At 46.2% G+C, this 560-nt stretch carries 1 protein-coding gene; it reads right to left on the bottom strand.

Features of this window, described 5'->3' with window-relative positions; all coding sequences use genetic code 11:
- Positions 1-59: 59 nt before the first annotated feature.
- On the bottom strand, positions 60-419 hold the full coding sequence (locus AB4653_RS25020; RefSeq protein WP_102257885.1) for a hypothetical protein: 360 nt from the start codon (positions 417-419) through the stop codon (positions 60-62).
- Positions 420-560 lie beyond the last annotated feature (141 nt).

Genomic DNA, 560 nt, shown 5'->3' with positions numbered 1-560 from the left:
GCCAAGGCTTGAGACTCCGCCGGTCATGAACGCAATAATCAGTGTGTCGAGAAAACCCATCATTTGCCCTTCCAGCGCGAGACATAAAACTCGAGGAGATAACGCACCATCGCACGCACTCCGAGCGTATCAACTACGACAGCACCCACCACAAACCAATACGGACTGGGGATACGCTGCAACGCGTTAAAGCCTTGCTCAACATAAGGGGCGTAATTAGGGATAAACGATAGGATGAGCGGCACAAACACCACTAAGAGAATGAATTCGTCTTTGACCCCCCGCTCTCGAATGCTGATATCATCAAGGCTACTGGCCTGCTCTTCACCATTTTGTAATCGCCGTACCCTCGCCTGATGCTTCTCACTTTCGAGTTCATCTTTACGCTTTAACGCCTCAGCTTTGTTTTGATTGAGCAGTTTCCCTACCTGCCACCTTGTTGTGTTTGGCTAAGGGCATACTGATTGTGTAAATATAAAGCGATACGGCTAAAATCAAATCATGTTGCTTCGTATTGATGTTTATATCGATAATAAGTTCATAAAATCAGATGGTTACAC

Source organism: Vibrio sp. 10N.222.48.A3 (assembly GCF_041475345.1).
Lineage (GTDB): Bacteria > Pseudomonadota > Gammaproteobacteria > Enterobacterales > Vibrionaceae > Vibrio > Vibrio tasmaniensis_A.
This window is presented reverse-complemented; position numbering and strand designations above follow the sequence as displayed.